Raw genomic sequence first — 19,702 nt, forward strand, 5'->3', positions numbered from 1 at the left:
GAACATGGGCGTACCAGAATTAGAAGAATATAAATTCGGGTTTCACGATGATGTCGAACCGGTTTTCAGTACAGGAGAAGGCTTGACAGAAGAAGTGATCCGTGAGATGTCAAGAATCAAAGGCGAACCAGAATGGATGCTTGAATTCCGTCTGAAATCTCTAGAAACATTCAATAAAATGCCAATGCAAACATGGGGCCCCGACCTTTCAGACATCGATTTCGATGCCATCAAATATTACCAAAAACCAAGTGACAAACCCGCTCGTGACTGGGAAGACGTACCAGAAAAAATCAAAGATACATTTGAAAAGATTGGTATCCCAGAAGCAGAACGAGCTTATCTAGCCGGTGCTTCCGCACAATATGAATCAGAAGTCGTGTACCATAATATGAAAGATGAATTCGAAAAGTTAGGAATCGTCTTTACTGACACTGACTCTGCTTTGAAAGAATACCCTGAATTATTCAAAGAGTACTTTTCAAAACTTGTACCGCCAACTGACAACAAATTAGCAGCGCTGAATTCAGCCGTATGGTCAGGTGGCACCTTTATTTACGTGCCAAAAGGTGTCAAAGTCGATGTTCCATTACAAACTTACTTCCGGATCAATGCGGAAAACACGGGACAATTCGAACGTACGCTGATCATCGTTGACGAAGGAGCAAGCATCCACTATGTCGAAGGTTGTACGGCACCTACTTATTCAAGTAATAGTCTGCATGCCGCCATCGTAGAAATCTTTACAAGAAAAGATGCGTATTGCCGTTACACCACGATCCAAAACTGGTCAGACAATGTGTACAACTTAGTAACCAAACGAGCAAAAGCATACGAAGGCGCAACCGTTGAATGGATTGACGGAAACCTAGGTGCAAAAACAACGATGAAATACCCAAGTGTTTACTTAGATGGAAAAGGCGCACGAGGCACCATGCTCTCCATCGCCTTTGCAGGAGCAAACCAAATCCAAGATACGGGTGCAAAAATGATCCATAATGCACCAAATACATCTAGCTCTATCGTCTCTAAATCAATCTCAAAAGACGGCGGCGAAGTAAACTATCGAGGACAAGTAACCTTCGCCAAAAACAGTGCGGGTTCGATCTCTCATATCGAATGTGACACAATCATCATGGACGAATGGTCGAAATCCGATACGATCCCATTTAATGAGATCCACAACAGCCAAGTCTCTTTAGAACACGAAGCCAAAGTCTCAAAAATCTCAGAAGAACAACTCTATTATCTGATGAGCCGAGGCCTGACCGAATCTGAAGCAACTGAAATGATCGTCATGGGCTTTGTTGAACCATTCACCAAAGAACTTCCAATGGAATATGCAGTCGAACTCAACCGATTGATCAGTTATGAGATGGAAGGCAGTGTAGGATAAACTTGTTATAGGAGCTAGAATCCTTGGTATATAAGGGTTCTAGCTTTTTTATTTTGTCTGTATACTAGAAATGACCAGCTTTTGACCAGCTCTTTTACTGATGAGCCATCATATCAGCAAAGTCTTGACCTGTTTTCTTAGGTGCATTATTCGTAATATGTGCATAGATGTCTAATGTCACTTTACTATTTTCATGCCCTAATCGTTGTTGAACTACCTTGACAGATTCACCTGCTTCTAATAATAAACTAGCATGTGTATGTCTAAACCCATGAGGTGTAATACGAGGCAAGTTATACTTTTTCAAAATATATCTTAACCAATCATTAACAGTGTTTGGAATGTACAGAGTGTTTTTAAGTGTTGTAAAAACATGTTGCTCTTTAGAGCTAGTATTGTAGCCAAGTTTAAAGTACTCTTCTTTTTGCTGTAATTTCCAGTTGTTGAGGATAGAAAGAGTCTCAGTATCTAAAGAGATAACCCGTCTAGAAGCTCTTGTTTTCGGAGATTGAATTATAACTTTACCAAATTCATCCACAGCAAGAGTTTTATTGACATGTAGTTCTTTATTAAACGTGTCTATGTCTTTCCACTGTAGAGCGAGTACTTCACTCTTTCTCATACCTGTGTATGCCAATAATCTGAAGAAGGCGTATTGTTTCATGTTACCAAAATCTTTAAAAGCATCCAGTAAATTATTAAGCTCCTCTTTTGAGTAAAATTTACGATTTTTCTCATACTCTTTTTTTCGTGGAAGAAGTGTTTTTTCCATAGGGTTATTGTCAATATATTGCATTGCAACCCCGTAGCGTAAAATTTGTGCAGTCTGCTTTCTCATGTAGTCGTAACTTTCATATTCACTGTGCCATTTATCTACCACTTTTTGACAATATGGGACAGAGATATTCGATAATTTAAGCTTACCAAATGCTGGAAGTATTTGATTATTTGCGTATCTTACTGAGATTGCGATTGTTGAAGCTTTAACACTGATACGCTGATGAGCGATCCATTCATTATACAGGTCTTCAAATGTCATATCAGGTTCTTTCTTTTTAACACCATATAATATTTGATGTCTGTATTCGTCATAATCTTTTTGAGCTTCCTGTTTGCTACTAAAACCCCTTCTAGTAGTATTTATTTTTTCACCAGTTCGTGGATCGGTGGCAATGTGTCCTTTATACATCCACGCCACTTGACCGTTTTTCTTTTTGTACTTTGATATTTTTGCCATTATATCATCTCCTCTTAATTTACAAGGAGTACTTACCACTAGATGGTATCACCTCCCTTCATTTTTTTCTTAGTGTATTTTTTTCCAATTGATGAAATCGTTTGTTCTAGCTTGTTTATATTATCAAAAATTTCTCTCACAGCTTCTTCGGGATAAGTCATGTCTTCCAATTGACTAGGTAGCCATTCATCTACCATTATTTTTAGCTGTTCTTCTATACTGCTAGTGAGGAAAAGAATGTTATTGTCAAATTCTTCTACAATAGCATTGATGAATAATTCTTCTATTTTTAAGATATTGAAAAGACTAATTTTTTCATTTTTAACTTTATTACAAGTTTTGTTAGCAATAAATTCTTGCGTCTCTGGTTCTAATTTGGAATATCTATTCAGCCATTTATCTAAATCGGGGTGTACTGGTGGAAACTGTTGATAAAGATGCTGTGACAGGTTTTTATTCGGAAATGTTATACCATCTAACACAATGCTATCTCCATAAAGAATAATTCCGAAAATATATTCTTCTACACTGCCACAAACTAACTCCTCTATACTTATATTTCCTAAATCAGCAATTCGGGATAATCGTTCTGGTATTGGTAAATAGGTTCCCTTCTCCCATTCGTAGATAGTTTTTTTGTCAATCAATTGACCATTGTTAATCATAAGACCAAATGCTGGTTGTGTTAATTTTTTACTCTTTCTTATAGCTTTTATTTTTGTTCCGAGTATCTTTTTCCGTTCTAAATAATTTATTGGTGGACGCTTTATCATATTGACCACACCTCCTAAAATTAGTATACACCAAAAAAAGGGGTGTTGTAAATAAATTTACATAACATATTGACACCCCTTTTTTATCGAGGTATTATGTGTATGTCGATGAACTGGTAATCATTTTTTATTTGATTAATCGGTTAATAACAACAAAGCACTTTTATTTTGAGCAAAGAATACGAAGATAATTCTTAGAAAATTTGTTCAAGTAATCACGAAAGGAGGGGGAAATATGTCTCTACAAATCATTGATAGTATTGTTTCTATACAAGTTGAACAACAAGTGAAAGAGATAATTACAGTGCTAAAGCCTATGCTAGAAGACATTATTTCTGGAGTTACTCTAGAGTATATGGACTACCAGCAGGCAAGCGAATATCTAGGCGTATCAGTAGGAACGATTAGAAAATATGTTTCTCAATACGGGTTACCTGTCATAAAAATTGATACGGTCATTAGATTCAAAAAATCTGATATTGATAGTTTCATGGAACGGTATAAAGGTGAGTAAACAAATAAGACTAAAACATATAGTAATAAAGAGTTTGTGTTTATTATCTGTATGTTTTAGTCTTTAACAGAATTTTATAAGGAGGAAACACCAATGGAAACACCAATGATTAATATCCCAATTTATGTAGATAAAGAAAAATTATTAGAGAAACCAGTTATAGAGGATGAAAAAAAGAAAATAAGAGAAAGATGTTTAGATAACTATAGAGAAGTTACAATAGATGAGTTTCTAGAGATACTAAATTCATCACAATCATTTATTCCAAGTAAGACAAAGAATAAAGGCAATAAAAATGAAGACTTTTTAGAAACTAGAGTTATTATTCTGGATGTCGATAACACTGTTAAAGATGAGAAGGGGAAGGTAGTAGATTTAAGTAAAGATGATAGTAGATACTTAAGCATAGAAAAGGCTTTATCTATCAATTTAGTTCATAATTCTGCGTTTGCGATACAAAAAAGTATTCGGTACTCTGAAAATCTAGAAAAATTCAAGATTGTCTTTCTATTAAAAGAAGCAATTACTGACTATAGTAAAATGGTTGCTGTTTACGAATACTTGAAAAAAATCATACCCGGGTGTGATGACAATGTAAATGCTTCGAATAGAATGTTTTTTGGAGGATATAAGTCAGATGCAGTGATAATAATTAATGAAGACAACATGTTAGATATTACTGAGCTTCCGATTGATTTTACCATGACATGTTCTAAAAATTGTCAAAGTGATTCAGGGAGAGAGTATGAACTAGTCAATGAAACTGATTTTGTTAAGTTGATAAAAAATGATGACAAAGAAGAAATGAAACAGTGGTTTAAAGACTGCTTGTTTGATTCCTCCGACATGTCTTTCAATGAGATTTATGAAAGATTGCTAACTATTGATATGAATAAATTACTTAAGTCAAGTAAAAACTTAAGATGTCTGTTTCACGACGACCATAATCCATCTGCTAGTATTTTTTCCAGTAAAACTGGGCATTCCATTTTTTATTGTCATTCCAGTAATTGTAGTATCAGTGAAAATTTTATTGGAGTTGTGATGCTAATTTTAAAGAAAGACAGTCGGGTAGAAACATTCAATTGGCTATTAGAGAACCTGGACTTGTATCCTACACATTTTCGAAAATTGAAAGAGGAATCAAAAGTACTTTTTGACACTCTTGAATCTATGGAAGACAAGCTTTTCAGGACAGTAAAGAATTATCTAGAGGAAATGCGACATGTCTATGATGTCTTGCTTTCTGATGTTAATTTTTTTGATGATAGTAAGGAAAGTGTGACTTGTATTTTGTCGGGAGAACAACTAGCTAAAAAAATGAGTTCTTACTATGGTAAAGCTTATGGCATAGATAAATGTAATAAGTTACTATCATTTATGACATTTATAGGATTGATAAAAAAATTAGATGATGAAGATGTTCCTTTGAAGATGCTCGAATACCTAAATAGGTTAAAGGAAGAGAAAGCGTTAGGAAACTTTAATCATAAGAGAAGCAATGTCTATCGATTAGACGTTTTTAATGCAACTTGTGTGATTCAAAAATTGAATGAAGACATCCTTCCACTTCTGAAAAAATTTCATTTTACATATCAATATTTTTCTTATGCATGGGTTAAGATATGTTTTAACGAAAAAGAGGCTAAAAGAGTATTTCCTCAAAATTTTCGGTCAGAACTCAGCAAGGAAAAACAATTGATTCTAGATGAGGCACATGAAGTTTTACAGGGCTTATCGTGGCAAGGAACATATATAATGACAGAGAAAGAACTTATTAACACTGTTTGTGAACGCTTACGAAATGTTGAGTATAACAGCGTGAAAAATGCTTTAATAGAAAACAGAGGCTACTTTGTTAAACAAGGATTCACTCTTGAACGAGCTTCTAAGGATATTAAGAGACTATACAATGTGAAAGCAAGTAGTAGTTTTTTAGTTTATCTAGCAAAAGGGGCAGGGATAGATGAAGTAATAAAAGAATTGATAGCATCTGGTGTTGAATTAGTTCCTCTTTATCAATTTACAAGTGTAACAAGAGATGATGGACGGAGAGTAAGGAATAGAAGAGACCCAATTGTATTAACCTAGACAGGTTATCCATAGCTCTTAATCTTATTTCATCTCAATACACCCACCGTTAAAGTTCGGTGGGTTATTTATTTTTCAATCTTTCAATAGCTGATTGCGTTCATTTTCTTGCCTTTTTAATAGCTTCATATAGTCAATTGTTCGAATTGCATCTTCAGTGCTAAGAGAGCGATAGAGAGCCAAAAACTCTTCCTCATAATCTACGACAACATTGTCTAGAAAATGGCTTACAGGGGTTCCTAGGGCTCTAGAAAGAGCTGTTAAGCTATCGAGGTTAGGTTCTGTCACAGAATTTTCCCATCTTGCTACTGCCTGTTGTGTAGAGAAGATTTTTTTAGCTAATTCTTTTTGTGTCCACCCGAGTGCTTTTCGCTTTTCTCTAATGACCTTTGCATATTGTTTCTGTTTCATTAATACACCCCCTTCTCAGTAGAGTACAACAAGTTGTTGTATTTGTAATGATACTTGAAGTTTTTATATATTTTACGAGTTGAAATACATCATATTGTTGTATATAATAAAACAGGAGGGGAGAATCATGAAAAAAGTAAGTAATCTCAGCCGATACAGAAAAGAAAAAGGATTTTCTCAAACGGAGTTAGCCAAAAAAATGAATGTTACACAGCAATGCGTAAGTTCGTGGCAAACAGGGAGAACGATTCCTAAACCCTATCAAATGAAAATGCTTTCTGAGATATTAAGTGTACCAATAAATGAGCTGTTTTCTGATGTATTTAATAAAGTAAACAGTTAACTCATAAGCAATTGAATGATTTTAGGAGGAGAAGACATGTATTGTAGAAAATGTGGCAAAGAAATAACAGATGAAAGTAAGTATTGCCAGTTTTGCGGAGCATTACAAGAAACAGATGAGACAACCGAAGTAGACACAGTAAAGAAAAGTACTGAGCAGACAATTAATGAAATGAAGGAACAAATCGTACATGGACAAGAGACAGGGAAGCTGTATTTGATTATTGGTTGGATTTCTATGGTAGTATCGTTAGCATTTATTCCTGTTGTATTTGGTGCTGTTGCTGTTATTATGGGCTACTTATATCGAGAAAAAGATGAGAAAATGGGTACGATTTTGATGATAGCAGGGGTAGCTGGAGCAATCTTTGGTGTACTTTTAGGGATGTCAATGTACTGATAAGAGGGATAAGAGCAAATTATTTTGGAGATAGGAGATAAAAAGTTGAATAAAGTAAATATGAACAAGAAGTTTGTCATTATAGGTATCGTTGTATTGGCTATTATAGGTATAATTTTTTCAAGAATGACGGGTTCATCTGGACTAGAGAAGTCATCTGTACCATTGGTAACTCAGATTTTACAAGAACAGTATAACTTAAATCGGTCATGTGATGATGTGACGATCACTCATGATAATGGTGATAACACGTACCGGGCTAAAGCTACGTTAGACAATGGAAGTGCTATCAATATAAATGTCGAGTACTATCCAAAAAAAGACCGTGTATATGTAGAGATACCATATACTGAGGTGTTAATGTTAAATTGATTTAAATGTATTATGCATACCGTCCAAACAGGAACTCCTAAAGGTGTAAGCTTACTAAGGAGTTTTTTTGAATCCCTGTAAATAATAGTCTGATGATTACTGGGAAAATCTTTACATTAGTCACTGTTATAACAGCAGTGTATAGGAGGAAAAATGAAAAAGAAAAAATTATTATGGATTTGTTTGGCAATTTTATTGATAATTGGAGGAATTGAGATATTTACCACATATAGATTAAAAACGAATCAGCCTAAACAATATGTATCAGACATGTTAAATATTATTGAAGAAATAGACTCAGAAATGAAAACTTTATCAAAAAATTTTATGGATTTGGGAGAAAGATACGAATTTAAGGGTTTTATGGAAGATAAAATGGACGAGGTATCAAGTAGAGAAATTCCAGAAGGCACGCCTAAAGCTGTTAGGGACACCAAAGATACTCTTCTTGAAGCGATAGATAAAGTGAACACAGCTTTACTAACTAACGATGTAAAATTATTGGAACAAGGTCAGCTTTGTTTTAGTATGGCTCAAGCCATATATACAGAGTTTTTAGATGGAAATATAAAAGAGAAGTCACTTAATGAAAAACTTAATTCATTTGTAGAAACATACACAGCTATACCACCTACTTGGAAACTTGTAAATGAAGATAAAGGAATCACGATAAATACTGATACAGAGATTTCTACAGATGCTCAATCTTTATCAGATTTATTAGCTAATCTAACAGGTATCAGTAATGCAGTGACAGAGCAAGTTGGTAAAGATATTCCACTTCGGTTACTTGAAAATGGGAAAAAAGATTATTCTGTGGTATTTAAGAACGGACAGGTAATTGATTACAACGAAGTATTTAAGAAAGTTATTGAATAATGGTTTTTCTATCCTTTTATTAATTACCCCACCCCGTTGCTATATGACCGTACTTATACACCTCCAGTACTGAGGATAAGCTACTTGGGGTGTTTTTTTTTGGATTTTGGAATCCGACTGTATTTATTTGTATCTGAAATGAAACGGAGATAGGTTTATTAAATGTTGATATATAAGTGTTTTAGACTGTTTCAGGTAGTAGTTTTAGTAAAGTTTTTTTTAAGAAATTTGTATATTTTATACTACTAAATAGTACTGTTTTTTATGAAAAAAACACATGTAATTGTTTTGTATGTATCTGAAACGGTTCTAAAGATAACTATGTAGAAATATAAACAAAAAAGCCGGAGAATACTCTCTAGCTTTAGGGGAATACTAAGATAGGATAGTACGTAAATATGGGATTATTTGACCAATAATATGGAAATTGATTTTTTTCTGTTGTTTAGATGTGATCTTACTTTTGTCTCTTTTGTTAAACATTTTCTTTAAAAAAACAAGATCATTATAGTTGAACACATTTTGTTCGTAAAAATAATCAAGCAACTTACGACTGAAAAAATCGGAAGAGAGTCCAATGTATTTATTTGATGATAGTGCCGCCTGCAATTTGAATAATTTTTCAAAAATTGCAGTTTCTTCATTTAAGTCTTCCCTTTCAAACTTCTTTATACACTGACTACCAATCGGTTCTAATTCATTTCCATTTTCTCTATTTGTAATTGTAAAGAGGTATCTTAGGTTTTCTTTACCACACAAACATGATGTCTCAAGCTCATCATCTTCATCCCAAGCGGTAATATCCCATTCCAAAACGGCATTATCCCAATCAGTTGCTTCGGAATTGTCCATGACTTGCTTTAGAAGTCTTTCTGCATATGTGCTTAGATTTGAATTGTTGTCTTTCATATTGAAGCTCCTTTTTACTCATTGTAAATAAAGAATACTATACCAATGTTAATAAATCGATTACAAATTTGTTGCTAATATTTCAGTATTATTAAAAATTACGAGAGATTGAACATAATAATGAATTTTTTAGAGAAACAAAAATTTACAAGTAGTGGTGTATCTACACTTTATAAAACAACAAAAGAGGAAAGCTCATTGGGAAATGCTTAAAAAAGTAGTAAAAACTGGTTGTTTTTGTTAATTGGCCTAGCCGTAGCGGGCTATGCCGTAAAGCACCATCATACAGGTAAAAAAGCATGAAGAAATATTTGGTGATTCTTTCATTAATATTTCTAACAACTTGTAAAAATCATAATGAGGACATTAGCAGTATTTCAACAAGTACAGTCGAGAGTCAGCAGACCTCCAATCCACTGGAGATAAAAGTAAATAATCAGATAACAACTACTACACCAGATGAATTACTAGGAGATTGGAAGGTTAATAATAAAGGATTTGGAATAGAAGTACTAGAAGAACAGGTAGTATTCTATATTGGAGATTTCCATGTTGTGTCATATGTTGTTACACGCCTATTTTTCCTTTGAATATGCAGGTGTTAAATACGATCAAGTTTCCATTGAAAAACAGGATACAGTGAGTATTCTAATAAGAGTGAAGGGATAATGACGATGTTTGCTAAAGGTGGTCAAACGGTAAGCCACAATGTTAGGAGAGTGTCTGGGGAAGGTAACTGATTACAACGAAGTATTTAAGAAAGTCATTGAATAATGGTTTTTCTATCTTTTTATTCATTACCCTCCCCCGTTGTTATATGACCGTGTCTCAAGAGGAACTTTTAGAAAGCATAGGCTAACTAGGGGTTCCTTTTTCTTTTGTTTTTTTGGAATCCGCTTAAGTGAAATGTATCTGAAATGATAAAAAATGTTAAATTTGTTGTTATATCAAGTGTTTGAGCATTTCATTAGTCAAGTCCATAATCCTGTGTAAAATACTATACAATGTTTTACCGGTCTCTCATTGATCAAACTTAATATATTTTCTTGTAGAACTGAGCCATTCGTCATGAAGGTCCATAAGGACAGCTCCAATTAATCGATTGGCAGACGTTCGGTTGGGAAAAATCCGAATAATCTTTTCTCTTCTGCGGACTTCCTGGTTCAGTCGTTCAAGAAGGTTGGTGCTTTTTAGCCGATTATGACTATTTCCGATAACCGTGTATTGAAAGGCATCTTCGAAGCCATTATCCAATATTTCGCAGGCTTTTGTATATTTAGGCTGGTCGATATATTCACCGACTAAGGCATTCTTAGCTGTTCGAGCGAGTTCAATATCCGTAAACTTAAAGATCGCTTTTACTGCTTCTCTAAACGGTTTTGAATTCTTTTTTGGAATGGAACTGAAGATGTTTCTTAAAAAATGGACCTGGCATCTCTGCCAACTTGCGTTGGTAAATGACTTACGAATCGCAGACACTAGGCCTTTATGGGCATCAGAAATGATGAGTTCTGTCCCCTTTAGGCCGCGTTCTTTTAAGTATTCAAAGAAGATGGACCATGTGTCATCACTTTCTTCATTTTGAATCATGAAGCCAATGATTTCACGGTCGCCACCTTCTGTTATCCCGATCGCAATATGGCAGCTTTTAGAAAGCACTCGATGGTCCTCACGGACTTTTATGTAGAGAACATCAGTCATCAGATAAGGATAATTCGTACCTGAGAGTGAACGGTTCTGCCATTCGTTGACCATCGGGTCTAACTGCTCAGTCAGGCTAGAAACAAAAGATTTCGATACAGATTTTCCACATAGCTCTTCAACAATCTTTGAAACTTTACGTGTCGAAACGCCCGAAACATACATCTCAAGCATTGAAGCGAGCAGTGCCTTTTCATTTCGCTGATAACGCTCAAACACCGTCGGTGAAAATTCACCATCACGTGTTCTAGGCACTTTTAATTCGAGTGTACCCACACGAGTCGTAAAGTCTCGCTCATAATAGCCATTTCTTTGACTCTGACGACTTTCTGAACGTTCATAGTCATCGGCTTGAATATATTCTGTTCGTTGATTTTCCATCAATTGGTTGAAAACAGTGGTTAAAATATTTTTAGAAATATCATCTTTTACCGAATGTTCAATAATACTTTGAACCTCTTCGTTGTTCAGTGTAAAATGTACTTGGGTCATGTAACGTCCTCCTGGGTATGTTTTTGTGGTTAAAAACATTGTACCGTAAAAGGGCTGTTACATGGCCTTTTATCTTTTACACAATTATATGGACTTTATCATTTCATTTACTAATTTTTTGAAAATAAATATTTGCAATTAAAGTCTAATTTATACTACTAAATAGTGTTTGTTTTTTAACTTTTTTATACATGCAAACATTTCATTTATATTTGAAATATGATCATTCAATTCTTACTTTTTTACAAATAAAAATATAGTATAATACAGTATGGATATGAAATAGTACAAGGGATGGATAAGATGAATGAGATACAAATATTTGATGAAAACCAAAAAGATATAGGACTGTATACAAGGACTAATACTTTAGGAAAAGAATATGATCTTGTGCTAGAATTTATTTCATACTACAGAGAGTATTTTTTTAGATATAATAAAAGAAAAAAATTAGCAATATTTATAGAACCTAAAATCGAATCTGCTTTTCCAGATATTGTTTTAGCTTCTTATGATGATGGGGCTTTTAATCAATGGAAATCTGTTCGTAATACTATTAACACGCAAGATTTGAAAATACTTACAATATTAATAAAAAATAAGGGATGCAAGAGTGAATATTTGTCTGAATTAGGCTTTTCTGATAATCAAATTCTAAAATCACTTGAAAAATTAATTGATTGTGAGATGGTTTTTCGTTCTAAAGAACAGTGGAAACCACGTAGATTAGATTCTTATTTTGGAATTAAGCAATTAATAGCAGTAGAAGCTAAAATATCCGATATTAAATCGGTATATTCACAAACATTAATGAACACCTGGTTTGCGTCAGAGTCCTATGCTCTTACTATATCTAAAAACCCACATGATCAAACGAAGGATATGTTTTACGAAAAAGGGCTAGGCTTGTATACGAAATCTGATAAGTTTCGTAAAATCATACCTGCAAAAAAAATGAGCTTACCAACAAGCTACATATCATTGCAATTTAATGAGTGGATTGGAAAGTCATTGAACTTATGATAAGAGGAGGAAAAAATGTTGGAGTTTGAGACATTGTTAGAACAATACGAAAATATAGAGAAGCTTGCAAGTGGCGGTCAAAAAGTTGTTTATTCGGCAGAGCATCCTTTATACGGAGCTGTAGTACTGAAAATATGTAAAAATAAGTCTCCACGTTTGGAAAGAGAAATAGAGATCATCACCACTGGCAGGTTTGAAAATTCTCCAAAAATATTTGATTTTGGAGAAGTTCAATATTATGGTGATAATACTATGTATATTGTAGAAGAAAAAATAGTAGGAACTGAATTACGAAAATTTATTGATGAGAATGCACCAATAGATATTGAAAAAGCAATAGATATCTTAGAACAAGGTTTGCAATTTATCCAATCAATGGAAGAAAAAAATATTGTTCATAGAGACATAAAACCTGAAAATATAATGATAAATTCGGAAGGAAAACTGTTTTTCTTAGATTTTGGGATTGCACGTGTATTAAACATGCAATCGTTAACGATGACAGAAGCTGTCAAAGGACCACATAGCTTGGGATATTCTGCTCCAGAGCAAATTGATAATATTAAAGATAATATTGATTCTAGGGCTGACATATTTTCCTTGGGAGTAGTTGTATATGAATGTTTAACAGGAAAAAATCCATTTGTGGAGAATGCAATAAGTAGATTTGAAGTTGAAAATAGAACAAAAACTATGCTTCCTACTCTTATTACCATACCAGGAGACGAAAATAGGCAATTTTTAGGACTATTAAATGTTATGATGGCTAAATTTCCTTCTCAACGTCCTTCTAATGCCAAGGAAGCTTTATTATTCCTTCAATCGGCACGAAATACAATTATAAAATAAAGGTGGGCAGAACTATGGATTTTTATATTCAGATGGGGCATGGCATGCAAGGGATGTGTCAAGAGTTAATAAAAAATTGGGGCGGCGGTACGGTAATCGTCAGTCCAGTTAATATTGATCCAAACAAGCTTGAAAATTTTTGTGAAAAAATAAACAATATTAATGGGGACGTTTTATTTGATCCTCAAATGTATTTTCCTGAAAAGTATCACAAAAATTTAAAAAAATATGACTATTGGCAATATGGTATGAAGAATGCGAAAAAATTAGTAGAAGAAATTGTCTCTCTAAATTCCAATATAAGATCAAAAGCCATCATTTTACCATCCTATACAACTAATAAAATTGATTCAAACTGGTTGCAGGTGCAAGAAAAAATTGTAGATGAAGCCTTGAAACATGTAAATGATTATAAATTGCTTTTAACCGTTTCCTTAGATAAAGATGTTATGAAAGATGCTGGAGAACTTGAAAAAATCATTTCTTTATTAGAAAAACTTCCTGTAAAGGGCGTATATTTAGTTTGTGAACATCCTGATAAGTTATATCTAGTTGATAAACCTCTATGGTTATTAAACCTGATGAATTTAGTTACAGGTATAAAAAGATTAAATAAGCAAGTTGTAGTAGGGTACGCTAGCCATCAAATGCTTTGTTTATCTTCAGCTAAATGTGATGCAATTGCTTCTGGTAATTTTTTAAATGTTAGATGGTTTCAGAGAGAGAGATTTGAAACGCTTGATAAAAATAATCCAAGTAAACGTTCAACATGGTACTATGCTCCTGCTGTATTATCTGAATTTAAATTAGCTTTTTTAGATATTGCATATCAACAAGACTTATTAGGGATAATTTCGCCCCCACCATCGATGCAAAGTGAATTTAGCAATATGCTTTTTAAAGGAGAGCTGCCCTCATCATCAGATTATAGTGAGAAGCATTCGCATAGACATTACTTAAATTGTTTATATTATCAATGTAAAGAAAGTGAAAGAGCTACTTATTTAGAAACATATAATGGACAATTACTTCAGTTACAAACTGCTGAGACACTTTTGAGAGCTCTAGATGAAAATGGAATTAAAGGCCAAAAAAGAGATTTTACAGAAATAGTAGATGTAACTAGATCAGCGTTGATTAATCACAATAAGACATATAATATTATTCTTAACAACATTTGGGATAAACTTTAATATTTATATTCTCTATAAAGAATTTTGAATCCGTGTCTGAATCCATTGTATTGATTGTAAATGATATTTGATGGTCTTTTAACAAGTCAATTTTTGTCTTTCTTTATATGATTCAGTTTGGTACTTATTGATAGTGCGATGTGCGTTTATATCGAACAAGGGAATAATCCAATAAAAAATGATTTAGAACATCAAAATAACAAAAAAGAGGACTACCTGTATTAGTCCTCTTTTTTGACCAGATTTTGACCAGTCTATTTTATATTTTAATATATTCATATGAGCTAATTTTTTGATTAAATGGTAAGTTTTTCCTTGTTTGTTTTAGTTTAAACTAGTGTATAATTCAAAAATCTATATGGAAGGGTCTGTTGGATAACAACTAATTCATTGCTCGAAACGTTTATATTAAAGCGTTTCGAGCATTTTTTTATTCATCAGTATATTAACTTAAAACAAACGACCGTCCAGAAATAATGAACTGAACAGCTAATATTATCCATTTGTCTGATGAATCTAAAGACTTGAATGTTTACTACTAGATTGTTCAAATTCTAGTAGTAGCTCAAGCAACATTTTTTAGTCACTACTTTGAGTGCGAACGACAATAATAAAATGTATGAAAGGGGATGGGTATAATTCTCTTCCCTTTTTACTAAATACATTCTTTTCCATTATTAGAGAGGACTGAGCACTCAATATAATCCTATTCGTTGATATGATGCCAAACAAACTTGCGAAGGCTGAACTTGCTGGTGAGTAACCTTTTTAGAAATGGAGCGAGATAAATTCACTTCTTCCATTTGTTCGAACTAATTGGGCCGTCGGTAATGAGTATCACGATTAGAATGAACGATTGGATTCACTTTGACTTGGCGGGTAGCGAGTCTAGCACTTAACATATTATTTACTGATCCTGCATTAAGCTTGAATTTAATGGACTAACTAATGATAGCAATATCGCGATAATCAACAAGTAGTAATAAATGAATTTTCTCTGCGGGAATTCTAAACTCAAAATTATCTGTCAGCCAATTTCAGTTGGCTTTTTTCTGCTTATTTGGAGATAAAGAATTTTTCAACATATCCTCTTTATAATTTTTTGGTTAATTTTTCCGTATTTTTCCAAAGTTTTCTAGCCTTGGTTGCTGCTATTTCTTCACGCCATTGCGACAGGTATCACTATTTGGATAACTAAGTATACGAATAGTTTATATATAACACTGCCTAATGATTAACAGTTCTCGCTTTTGTTCTTTGGAATACTTTGATTTTTTTCGGTACCTCTGATGGATCTTTCCAAATATCAAACATTCTTTGTACTATTCTAGAAATAGTTTGAACAAGTAAAAGGAATTTAAACACGCCTAATTTCGTACTTATAGCCCTTCTTTAGTAACTTTTGTTCCTTAGTCTATTAACAAAAAGTTGAAGGAACTAGAACAGTTGGCTTTACTCTTCTTATCATTTTGATAACAATTTGTGTAGAATGTCCATTTTTCAAATATGATTAAACATTATGGAGTGTTTGTTTTGAACGTTGCATTATCTGATTTGTTTTAATAACAAATTGATTGATATTTGTATCAGGTTTTTAGACTTAATTTTCTGATTTTCAAAGAATTTATCTTTTTTGATGTTTCATATTTTAGTTTTTTAATTTTCGGAGTGTTAATCTCTAGTTCAGTCTGATTAAGGGAGATCATCTACCTAATTATTAGATAATCTTTGAAATTAATCTGTTTTCCAAAATAACTCGGTAAATATTTGGATTTTAAGTATAATATTGTCCTTTTAATACAAAAAAAGGCTCTAATAGCCTATATTTTTTTGATAACGATTACAATGACGTTATAAATTTTGGGGATTTGCATAAAGGAAAAATAAAATGTCTAATAAAGGAATTGATAATCAAGAAAAAATATTTGCTCATCAAATTAAACTAATCAAAGAAAGAAGAAAAAACATCATATTGATCTAGCGATTCTAAGAGATGAATACCTAAATTCTGAAAAGGGAAGTTACGGGAAACATTTAGTAAAAGATAACTCCATATTAAATGATCATGGTTTTTCTTATGAATTTGTTTCAACTGATTTATTGTTAGAATTTAAAATAGAAAAAGGGCATGTGTCAACGAATGGTATAGGCTGCAAAGCATTGATTGTTCAATCTAAAGATAGAAATTCTACCAAAACAATACAGTTGCTTACGGAATTAGCAGATATAGGACTACCGATTTTTATTGTTGGAAATAATAAATTAGAACCAAAATTTATGGTTGATTTGATGGCTATGGATACCTTTAGTGAGACAGTCTACAAATTACTTAGCGAGGAAAATGTCTATCAAGTTAACATGTTTTCTGATTTATTAGACTCTTTACTTTCAAATTTTCCAATGCAATCAGTTGCGGATTTCTTTTTAGCAGTAGGGTTAACACCAATTTTTACAGCAATGTTCAATGCCACAGACTATTCCAAATGGCGAAGAAGTCATTATAGGTTTCCAACAAAAGTATTTAGGGAGCTCTGATTTATTTGTTACAATGATTGTATCAGTTTTAATTTCAATGCCTTATCTAAGGTCAGTCAAAACTGATAAATTAGTAATCAAATTCCCTGATTCTGTACCACCAATGGTTAGTCAGTCTTTTGAACCACTAGCAATAGGAGTCATTATCTTTATCGTGATTGCATTATTTCAGATGGGACTTTCACTTTTAACCGATGTAAATATTTTTGATTTAATAAATCAATTTATTGGCGCTCCAATCATGAAATTAGGAGAATCACCAACTACTTTTATCCTCGTTTCCTTTGTTTGTGCTTTACTATTTTTTATTGGGATTTATCCTGTTTCTATTATGGCGGCTTTAACTCCAGTAATCATGGTTCTCATAACAGGTGCAATCGAACAATATCAGGCAGGAGAATATCTTAATCCATTGTAACAATCTCCTTTTATACGTTCATGATTATTTAAAATCAAAAAATAAGTTTAATATAAGTTTATTCGCAACATAAGTGATCCCATACATTACATTAATTTCTCCAAACGTTCTACATATTCAATTTCCATCTTTCTATATCCTCGATCAGGAAAGTTTATTAGCTGTTTTTTAGCCTTTTCTAAAAGATACCTTCCTTCCACTACATTATCCAAAACAAAATAAGTATATGTTGCTAAAATTCTAGTGTTAGAAGGCAGATCATTTTTCAAAAATAACTGTACCTCTTTATCTTCATATATGCCCTTCGCTTTTTCAAAATCAGGGCGATGAATAATATGATAATCTAAAAACTCAAGAGCTACTAATATTTTAAATGAAGGTGGCAAGTTTTTAAAATCCAATCGGTTAAGCTCTTCTATTGCAAGATTGTATTCACCCATGTCTCGTAACCGACTTGCTTCACATAAAAGAAGATAAATGATAAACTGATTATCTAGCTTAATTCCTTCATCAACTTTAAACATCTCATGAGGTAAATCTCTGAATCTTTTGCCGTTTTTCGCCATGGTAGGTGGAAGATAAAAGAAAGCATGCATCCCCCTTTTTGCTTCTTCAGATCTTAATGCCGCATAAATGTTTGTTCCATCATTAGTTCCTCTTGGAGTTGGAAAAGAGTTCGAAATAAAGAACATAATACCCGCAATAATCCCAACAATTAAAAGATTCTCATATAAAATGCTTCCTTCTGAATTTTTATAAATAAGAAGGAATGCAATAGCACTTAATAGATTAAAAAGACTTCCACCAAAATTATACCAAAAAAATTTAAACACTTCTTTATTTTCATGCGGAATCATCAAGCATTCTCCCATAGAAAAAAACTTTAGTAACTTAAACTTTATACGATCTTCCTCTTTAATCCACATAAAAAATCCTGCTTGAAAGCTATGAAATTTGTACCCTGTTGCAAAGCCACAAACTAAGTGTCCTAGTTCATGAATGTATAGATTAAACAAAAATATCATTATACTCCCTATCGCTAAAAGCACTATATTCACGAAGCCATCTCCTTCCTAACTATGTTGAGTAATAGTTTACTCAATTTTCTAGTCTCTCATTTGGTCTTTAAAATTATATTCATTAATCAATGAAAATAGTAGAAGCTATTCCTTTTCATTTTTCTCATATAGCTTTTTATAATAAAAGGAATTTTCAATCAGTTCTCTATGCGTACCTATTGCAACTATTCTCCCGTGATCCATAACAATGATTTTATGAAAATGTTGAATCATAGACAATCTGTGTGCTACAACAATCATCGTTGAACAAACTTTAAATAAGTTATTCATAACAATTTTTTCAGAAATATTATCTAATGCACTAGTCGGCTCATCCATAAAAATAATTTTAGGATCAGATATAATCGTTCGAGCAATAGATGTTTTTTGCCTTTGTCCACCAGAAAGATTATGCCCACTTTCTGAAATTCTTGTTTCCAAACCTAATGGAAATGATGAAAGCAGCTCCTCTAAATTCGCTACTTTAATGCTTTCCATAATTTCTTCATCTGAATATTTCCTTCCCATTAAGATATTCTCTTTAAAAGTTCCATTAAATAAAACATTCTCTTGTAAAACAATGCCTATGTGTTCTCTCAAATCATGCAATCGAACATCTTTCACATTCAAATAATCATAGTAGATTTCACCACTAGTCGGCTTATATAAGCATGATATGATCTTCAATAATGTAGATTTTCCAGAACCGCTTGCGCCAACAATCGCTATTTTTTCATTCGAACAAATCTTCAATCGAACATCCGAAACTGCATTCTCTGAAAATAGGCTGTATCGATAACTAATTCAATCCATGCTAATTGCTCCCGTATAGCTTTTCATTTCTTGGTCTCCACTAGTAAGTGTTTCATTTTTAGTTTCTAAGATATCCAACAATCTATCTAAATAAATTTTACCATCAATAGTTGACTATAACTATTAGCTATTGATAATAAAGAAGATAAAAACATTACACCAATAGTGTTAAATGCAATCAATCCGCCTATAGTTATTTGCTCATTTATTATCAATAGATGCCCGAAAGAAAAGATAATCAAAGGATAGAAATTTTGAATAATTAAAAAAATCTTTCAATCATGAAGGATATATTT

The 19,702-nt window shown here is 32.8% G+C and carries 19 protein-coding genes; 12 read left to right on the forward strand and 7 right to left on the reverse strand.

Annotation, left to right across the window (positions count from 1 at the left end; all coding sequences use genetic code 11):
- Window positions 1–4: 4 nt before the first annotated feature.
- A complete protein-coding gene (gene sufB / locus IGL70_RS02605) occupies window positions 5–1,396 on the forward strand; it encodes a Fe-S cluster assembly protein SufB (protein ID WP_002287686.1) in 1,392 nt (463 codons plus the stop codon).
- Between the two features lie 94 nt (window positions 1,397–1,490).
- Here the strand turns inward: sufB and IGL70_RS02610 are convergent, their stop codons facing one another.
- Both IGL70_RS02610 and IGL70_RS02615 read right to left on the reverse strand, forming a co-directional pair.
- Window positions 1,491–2,633: a tyrosine-type recombinase/integrase gene (locus tag IGL70_RS02610; RefSeq protein WP_104874033.1), complete on the reverse strand. Its 1,143-nt coding sequence runs from the start codon at window positions 2,631–2,633 to the stop codon at window positions 1,491–1,493.
- 38 nt (window positions 2,634–2,671) lie between these two features.
- On the reverse strand, window positions 2,672–3,406 hold the full coding sequence (locus IGL70_RS02615) for a helix-turn-helix domain-containing protein (protein ID WP_025480547.1): 735 nt from the start codon (window positions 3,404–3,406) through the stop codon (window positions 2,672–2,674).
- A gap of 235 nt (window positions 3,407–3,641) precedes the next feature.
- Here IGL70_RS02615 and IGL70_RS02620 point away from each other — a divergent pair, with 235 nt between their 5' ends.
- Both IGL70_RS02620 and IGL70_RS02625 read left to right on the forward strand, forming a co-directional pair.
- Window positions 3,642–3,920, forward strand: a complete 279-nt coding sequence (locus tag IGL70_RS02620) for a helix-turn-helix domain-containing protein (RefSeq protein WP_104874034.1) — start codon at window positions 3,642–3,644, stop codon at window positions 3,918–3,920.
- A 93-nt stretch (window positions 3,921–4,013) separates the two neighbouring features.
- The gene (locus IGL70_RS02625; protein WP_113809442.1) at window positions 4,014–6,011 is read left to right on the forward strand and encodes a hypothetical protein; all 1,998 of its coding nucleotides are present in this window, start codon (window positions 4,014–4,016) and stop codon (window positions 6,009–6,011) included.
- A gap of 75 nt (window positions 6,012–6,086) precedes the next feature.
- On the opposite strand, the gene IGL70_RS02630 is transcribed toward IGL70_RS02625, so the two are convergent.
- Entirely contained in the window at window positions 6,087–6,422 is a 336-nt protein-coding gene (locus tag IGL70_RS02630; protein ID WP_002403347.1) for a helix-turn-helix domain-containing protein, read from the reverse strand.
- A 127-nt stretch (window positions 6,423–6,549) separates the two neighbouring features.
- On the opposite strand from IGL70_RS02630, the gene IGL70_RS02635 reads away from it, so the two are divergent.
- The 4 genes from IGL70_RS02635 to IGL70_RS02650 all read left to right on the forward strand — a co-directional run bounded on the left by IGL70_RS02635 (window position 6,550) and on the right by IGL70_RS02650 (window position 8,415).
- Window positions 6,550–6,765, forward strand: a complete 216-nt coding sequence (locus IGL70_RS02635; RefSeq protein ID WP_002404111.1) for a helix-turn-helix transcriptional regulator — start codon at window positions 6,550–6,552, stop codon at window positions 6,763–6,765.
- 36 nt (window positions 6,766–6,801) lie between these two features.
- A complete protein-coding gene (locus IGL70_RS02640; protein ID WP_104873735.1) occupies window positions 6,802–7,164 on the forward strand; it encodes a zinc ribbon domain-containing protein in 363 nt (120 codons plus the stop codon).
- Window positions 7,165–7,209: 45 nt separating this feature from the next.
- Entirely contained in the window at window positions 7,210–7,536 is a 327-nt protein-coding gene (locus IGL70_RS02645) for a hypothetical protein (protein WP_104873734.1), read from the forward strand.
- A 153-nt stretch (window positions 7,537–7,689) separates the two neighbouring features.
- Window positions 7,690–8,415: a hypothetical protein gene (locus IGL70_RS02650; protein WP_104873733.1), complete on the forward strand. Its 726-nt coding sequence runs from the start codon at window positions 7,690–7,692 to the stop codon at window positions 8,413–8,415.
- Between the two features lie 375 nt (window positions 8,416–8,790).
- Here the strand turns inward: IGL70_RS02650 and IGL70_RS02655 are convergent, their stop codons facing one another.
- Together IGL70_RS02655 and IGL70_RS02660 are read right to left on the reverse strand one after the other, a co-directional pair.
- Complete coding sequence (locus IGL70_RS02655) at window positions 8,791–9,324, reverse strand: transcriptional regulator (protein ID WP_104873732.1); 534 nt, start codon at window positions 9,322–9,324, stop codon at window positions 8,791–8,793.
- A gap of 1,020 nt (window positions 9,325–10,344) precedes the next feature.
- Window positions 10,345–11,517 (reverse strand): IS256-like element IS1542 family transposase, encoded by a 1,173-nt coding sequence (locus tag IGL70_RS02660; RefSeq protein WP_104807992.1) that lies wholly within the window; start codon window positions 11,515–11,517, stop codon window positions 10,345–10,347.
- Between the two features lie 303 nt (window positions 11,518–11,820).
- On the opposite strand from IGL70_RS02660, the gene IGL70_RS02665 reads away from it, so the two are divergent.
- The 5 genes from IGL70_RS02665 to IGL70_RS02685 all read left to right on the forward strand — a co-directional run bounded on the left by IGL70_RS02665 (window position 11,821) and on the right by IGL70_RS02685 (window position 17,535).
- On the forward strand, window positions 11,821–12,540 hold the full coding sequence (locus tag IGL70_RS02665) for a hypothetical protein (protein WP_104873730.1): 720 nt from the start codon (window positions 11,821–11,823) through the stop codon (window positions 12,538–12,540).
- Window positions 12,541–12,555: 15 nt separating this feature from the next.
- Window positions 12,556–13,389 (forward strand): serine/threonine-protein kinase, encoded by an 834-nt coding sequence (locus tag IGL70_RS02670; RefSeq protein ID WP_104873729.1) that lies wholly within the window; start codon window positions 12,556–12,558, stop codon window positions 13,387–13,389.
- Window positions 13,390–13,403: 14 nt separating this feature from the next.
- Entirely contained in the window at window positions 13,404–14,582 is a 1,179-nt protein-coding gene (locus IGL70_RS02675; protein WP_104873728.1) for a hypothetical protein, read from the forward strand.
- 2,100 nt (window positions 14,583–16,682) lie between these two features.
- Entirely contained in the window at window positions 16,683–17,117 is a 435-nt protein-coding gene (locus tag IGL70_RS02680) for a hypothetical protein (protein ID WP_162781111.1), read from the forward strand.
- On the forward strand, window positions 17,047–17,535 hold the full coding sequence (locus IGL70_RS02685; protein WP_104873727.1) for a PTS transporter subunit EIIC: 489 nt from the start codon (window positions 17,047–17,049) through the stop codon (window positions 17,533–17,535). Before IGL70_RS02680 ends, IGL70_RS02685 begins: the two co-directional genes overlap by 71 nt.
- A gap of 86 nt (window positions 17,536–17,621) precedes the next feature.
- Here the strand turns inward: IGL70_RS02685 and IGL70_RS02690 are convergent, their stop codons facing one another.
- Both IGL70_RS02690 and IGL70_RS02695 read right to left on the reverse strand, forming a co-directional pair.
- Window positions 17,622–18,593 carry a site-2 protease family protein gene (locus IGL70_RS02690; protein ID WP_104873726.1) on the reverse strand — a complete coding sequence of 324 codons (972 nt, stop codon included), beginning with the start codon at window positions 18,591–18,593 and terminating at the stop codon, window positions 17,622–17,624.
- A 105-nt stretch (window positions 18,594–18,698) separates the two neighbouring features.
- Complete coding sequence (locus tag IGL70_RS02695) at window positions 18,699–19,346, reverse strand: ATP-binding cassette domain-containing protein (RefSeq protein ID WP_010727436.1); 648 nt, start codon at window positions 19,344–19,346, stop codon at window positions 18,699–18,701.
- Window positions 19,347–19,702: the final 356 nt, after the last annotated feature.

It is taken from the genome of Enterococcus sp. DIV0901a, assembly GCF_051711525.1.
Taxonomy (GTDB): domain Bacteria; phylum Bacillota; class Bacilli; order Lactobacillales; family Enterococcaceae; genus Enterococcus_B; species Enterococcus_B faecium.